Source organism: Elusimicrobiota bacterium, assembly GCA_026388075.1.
In the GTDB taxonomy this organism is placed as follows: domain Bacteria; phylum Elusimicrobiota; class Endomicrobiia; order Endomicrobiales; family JAPLKN01; genus JAPLKN01.
In genome coordinates this window covers 1-6042 of sequence record JAPLKN010000139.1, presented here as the reverse complement: position 1 = coordinate 6042, position 6042 = coordinate 1, and the positions used below count along the sequence as shown (strand labels likewise).

Here is a 6042-nt window from a genome sequence, read left to right as displayed (position 1 = left end):
ACGAAGATTAGGCAATGAGGTGGGGGCAGCGAAGACAGCCGCGAAGACAGCGATAAGAACAGCAGTTAATACAGGGAAGACAGACCTTGATAATCTTGTGGCAGCTGAAACCCCTGAAGTTCAGGCAGCTGTTGAAGTTACAACTGCATTAAGGGATCAGAAAGCTGCATTGGAAGCTTTAGTTAGATCTGCAAATACTGCAATAGATGCTGCAACTACAGTTGCGGAAGTAAATACCGAAAAGACAAATCAGTTGGCAACAATAAATACAGCGGTAGCTGATGCAAAGACAGCGGTGGGTAATGCTATTGCAGAAGCCAAACGAAGAATAGGCGATGAATTGGGAGCGGCCAAGACAGCGGCAAAAGCTGCTGTAAGAGCAGCTGTTGATACAGGCAAGACAGAACTTGATGATTTGGTAACAGCTGAAAGCGCTGAAGTTCAGGGAGCTGTTGAAGTTACGACTGCGTTAAGTAATCAAAAGACAGCATTAGAAAATCTAGTTATACCAGCGAATACTGCAATAGATGCTGCGGGTACATTAGCGGCAGTGGATACGGAAAAAAGAAACCGATTGACAGCAATAATTCTAGCGAGAGCTGATGCAAATACAGCGGTGAGTGATGCTATAGCCGAAGCCAAGAAAAAAGTAATTGACGAAAAAGGAATAAAACAAAGAATCATTGATTTAAAGGCGGTCAAAGCAGGACCGATTATGGGAGTGCTTGAAGAATTTGCAAAACCGGATGATCCCGAGAAAGTTAAGAAAGTTTTAGAAATAATGGGCAGGGAGCTAAACAATAAATTTGGTTTACCGGAGCTTCAGAAAGCAGCTGCAATTAGAGAATTTATTAAATTCTTTGCCAGTGTATGTGATCCAGATTATTATGGAAATGAAATAAGCAATATTCAAGACGCCATAACTAGGGAATTGAATTTAACTGAGGATCAGTTTGCTCAAATTCAAGGCGGCATTGAAAGAGCGATACAAAGCGGTAATGTACCCAGATTAAATACTGGGCCAGAACCAAGATTAATAACCCAACGCACACTGGAGCGATTTGGCGAGAAAGCACCTTTAGCAGCCGGCGTTTATGAAAGCGGTATAGTCCTTAGAGCGATATTTAGCAAGAAATATCTGGAAGAAAAATTCCTGCCGATGCATCCGCAGTATCCCGGCGGAAGAGAACAACAACAGCTGAGACGCGGGGTAAAGTTCTGCCTGAAATCAGGAGTTTTGTTTGCTGTAATATTTGCGTTTATGCCCATCTTTCCCTTTATTGCAGGAATAGTCGTTTTCAATGCTGTAACTATTTTGATGCAGGTTCTAACTGTTATGCTGGATATCGCATCATCTATAGCGGGATTTGTTATCGGTACAATTATAGGGCACTACATTTGGAACGGGATTGCGGATAAATTTAAATTGCCTAAGATGATTACCAGAGAAGAAAAAGAAAAAGCATTCCTTCAAAAAGTAGCAAATACTTATAGAACGGAAACTGGAGGAGATCCCGCACTAGTAACTCCTGAGATAATTAAAAAGTTTAATATAAATTCTATTAAGGGAATGGGGGGGCTTGATTACAGTGCTTGTGAAGAATTGCTGACAGATCCTGCAACGAACGGGCCTACTGAAGATCGTATTGACGAAGCTTTCATAGCATTTGGCGGTACAGAAAGAAAATTGCCTCATTTAGTTTTTCAAGTTCTTATTGAACAATGGATTAAAGATCAGGCCGAACCTGAACAAAAGCAAATCTTAGGAATGGTTGGCAATATGTTTAATAATGCTGTCGGACGCGAAGAAGATCAAAAAAATATTGTTGAGGGTTTTATTAAGGGAGCCGGATACGCGGAACTGAATAACGATGAGATTGAACAACTTATTAAACTGCTTGGCGCTGGCTATGAAGCCTTCATAAACGAAGTACTGAAAGTTATTAAGCCCGCGGTTGTTGTTTCCGAAAAAGTTTATCTTGCTACTTTTAGAGAACAACTTGAAGCTGGGAGCAATTTCGCGGACGCTTTTAGTGCAGCGGTGGCTAAAATAGTTGCGCATGGTCTGGAATTGGATCAGAAGAAGCTGGAAATTCTGATTGAAGCGGTAAAATATGGCGCAAGGATTCCTGATGATGCCGCCCGCGAAGATTTTCTAGGAGCAGTTAAACGCATGCTTAAAACACAGGTTTCAAAAGAAGATTTTAACGATTCTTTATTAACGCTTTTGCACGAAGCTTGGAACGAGCCTAATATGAATATACAAAACAGAATCCTGGATTTTGTTATTTCTAAAGAGATCGCAACCGTTACAGATGTATCACATACCATTATAAGGGACGCGCTGAGAGTAGCAGAATCTTCAGGAAAAAGAGCTTTTTACGAATCGGCAATAGAGAAACTTAAAGCCCTTGCTAAAGAACCGGGACTTCTTAATCCACAGCTTATCTTGGGAATTATAAAAGATCTTACCGGCCCTGAAGCTGCGCCTATGCTTGAAGGGAGATATCCTAATGTTTTAGAGCAATTTCTAACATATAAAAAGAAAATTACTCTTATTAATCCTGCGGGGAAAACTCTTAATTGCAGTGTAAAAGCAATATATAATAAATATTATCTTGAGATTGGTAACCGTGTTATAGAGATAGACAATGCAGAAGACGCAAGAAGGCTTGATCCGACCGGAATTTTCAATGCTGTTTCCGGAACAGAGATTCTTCTTGGGAATCCTAAGCTTAGGAAATTCTTAGGAATTGATAAGGTTTCTCAAGATATCATTTTGAAAGGGCTCCCGGCCGGATGGCATATTAGTGAAGAACTTACAGAAGTAGATTCACTGTTCGGAACGGATTATGAACAAGAAGACATTGATAGCGCTATAACATATCTTGAAAATTATAAGACCGATACATTAACTAATCTTGCAAAAACCGGCGGGCTTACCGCTGAAATACTTATTGATTTTCTTGACGCATTAACCGTTATATCGCATAAGAAGAGCAAAAACGAAAGTGTTTATGATGAATATGTTGAACAATTAAAGCAGTTAATAGCACTTTCCGACAGCGAGAAAGTGGTTGCATTAGGGATTATTAGTATTGATGAAAATGTTAAGCGTATATTGGCTAAAGCAAAAGAGCTGTATGGTTATCTTGAGAAGCGAAAAACCGGCTATTGGGGAATTCTGTCCGAATTCTTCGGAACTCTTAAAGGTTTAATAAAGCTTAAGGCTGATAATAAGATCACAGTTGTCAGGGATAATGGCACGACAAGCAACTCAGTAATTGGTAACGTTTCTGAATTGGGCGAGATGAGAACTGAAGAGCAGCTAGTAAAGGCCCTTTATCAAGATTTATTTAATGAAGCCCCAAATTCGAGTTGGGATACTAATACGGTATTTGAAAAACTCAAATCAAAAGCAGGCGCTCTTCCCGAAGATTCACCTGTTAGAAAATTTGTAGAAGAATCCCTTAAATATAAGGGTGACATTCAGGGAGCCGGTGAAGGTGCGCGGATCAAACAGGGGCTTTCGGGCGGCAACAAGCTTTTTGCCGATACGGTGCCTATTAAAAAAGATAAGATAGATGAACTTAAAGCATTCTATAAGAAAAATATATGCGGCAATGATGAGGCAAAATTCAGAAAAGTTGAACCGCTTTTGTATTACATAGATGAAGATGGGGAATTATATACACCCATAGTGCTCTTGATATTTGCGAAATCTCCTGAATCCGGAATGATTCTCGGTCCTTCAGTATTTAAATATGCGGATATTTTTAAAACTTTTCTTAATGACGCGGATATAGCGCGGTTTGACCGTTTCGGAGTGCTTCGTCCCGATGAAAAGGGCCGCCCCGGGCACGGAGGAGGAATACTTGCGATAATATTTTACTTGGCTATGATGATAGAAAAAACAAAGTTGGGCAATGAAATATTTAATCATCAGGGGGACGATACTTGGGATCCGGGTAATTTGGACGCATTGCTTGGAAACGCGGATGTAAAACTGGGTAAAGCTGTTATGTCTGTCAGAACAATTGCGCAGAGAGTTACTTTTAGTTATCAACATGACAATTTTGCTGCCTTCCAAAGCGAAGTTAAAGGAAAAACACTTAAGAAATTCAGCCTGGGCGCTTCCAACAAGCTAGTTGTTGAAGACCTTACCATCACAGGGGCCGAAGAACAAGCAGATAAGAAGGACGTTAAAGTTAGTTTCAAAGACAGCAAAGGAAACGCAGGAAGCGATAAATTGTCTAATTTGCTTCAGGCGAATTATGAAACAGCAAAAAAAATAGCCGAACTTGCCGCCGAAAAGCAAGGCGATGCGCAGAGAGGCCTATGGATAAAAGCATTAGAAGTATTTAGGGATGGAGTATCCGGATTTTTAAATAAGCATAAAATATTTAGTGTTAAAAAGAATGAAGGGGGCATGCTTTTAGTTGTTGACGGTCAGCTGGTATTTATTGAAAAAAGCCAGCTTCAAAAGGAAATTGAAATAAAGGGAAAAGATGAGGCCGGCGCGCTGGTCTCGGGAAAATTTTCAGTTGACGATTTTTTGTGCATAATAGCCCAAAACTTCAATACTAATACTTTCTGCCTTCAAAGAATGGCGGCTTTGGCGAACAGAAGCCAAAAAGCCAAAGTGCTTTACCATGAATACCTTAAAGAAGTTCAAGGAAAAAGCGCTGAAGAAGCTTTGGCGCTTGAGCAAGAATACCGGGAAAAAATAAGTGAAATCACAAATAGTATTAGTCCCGAAGAGTGGATTTCAAGAACTCTCGCGTTAGTGCTTTTAATGTATATTGTCTATTCCCAGCCTACGGAATCAAAACAGGGATTTACCAAACTTAATATGATGGCCCAGAATGTTGCCTATTTTGAAGCGATGCTTGCGTTGACCAACGTTACCGCTGAAGACATAAATATTGATCAGTTAATAGGAATTGGTGAACAGCTTGAAAAGATAACAGATCTTGACGAGCGAGAAAAACAAAAAAATAAGCTTTTAAAGGGGCTGGGCCTCAATCTTAGAACGGCTGCTGGATTAGAAAACGTTAAGCGTTTGTCTCTTATCCAAGTGAAAAAATTTTCGCAGTATAAGGACCCCGATCAGATTAATCAAGTAATCGAACAATTGGCTGGATTGTATTCAGATGAAAAGTTCGTTGACACCACAAAGACCGAACTTCAAATTGAAGCGGTGAACGGAATTATTCAAACCAAAAATAAAATAACATCAGGTCTTTTGAGCGAGAAAGAAGGCAATGTTTATATTCAGATATTAAATAAACTGGTTGAAGGCAGTACTGATAAAGAGTATAAGGAGCTATTTGAAGCAGGACAGAAAATGATGTTCAGAGAACCGGAAGGGCGCTCAGCATTAGCGATATGGGATAAACTGTGTGAAGATGCTAAGCTTGAGGAGTTAGCAGAAACTAATTTAAAAGAAGCCGCTATAAATATGAAAAACTTGGCGCTGGCAGCTTCTGTTATCAGCTGGACAGAGGTGCAGGAAAGGTTCATAGGGAAAAAATTAGGGGAGGCTGCGGGGACAATTTGCGAAAAGGTCATAAGCCAGGCTCCGGCGGATGTTGTAAAAGAAATTGATCTTATCAGCAAGGTATTTGATCTCGCTTATGGAGACAGGAAAGACGATATAGATAAGAGATGGTTTGTAACTATGTATATTTGGGGCGATTTATGCATTTTAGGAGATATTAAAGATATAGACGGATTAACCAGTAGTTACAAAACTGCTTCTACACTGGCAGATTCTGTTTTTAAAGGCCTTGACAACAAAGAAAGCAAAGATATTGTTAGCGCAATTACTTTAGCCTTGAATACGGCAATGGGTGCTCTTCCAAAAGGGACCAACGAAAACGCGGCTATGTCAGCGTTTATGTGCAGCGTTTTTAGCGCGATGAATTCGTTTTTGGTGGGCAAATCGCAGGAAATAATTAAAAATGTTACAAGTTCAATTGAAAAAATTATAGCAGGGAAGGAAGAAGTTGCGGTTGGAACTATTGTGGCCAATTTTACGAG

At 40.0% G+C, this 6042-nt stretch carries 1 protein-coding gene; it reads left to right on the top strand.

All coding sequences use genetic code 11. The features are described 5' to 3' along the window. Window positions 1-6042: DUF1542 domain-containing protein (locus NT145_07630; GenBank protein MCX5782549.1), on the top strand; the 6042-nt coding region annotated here is incomplete at both ends.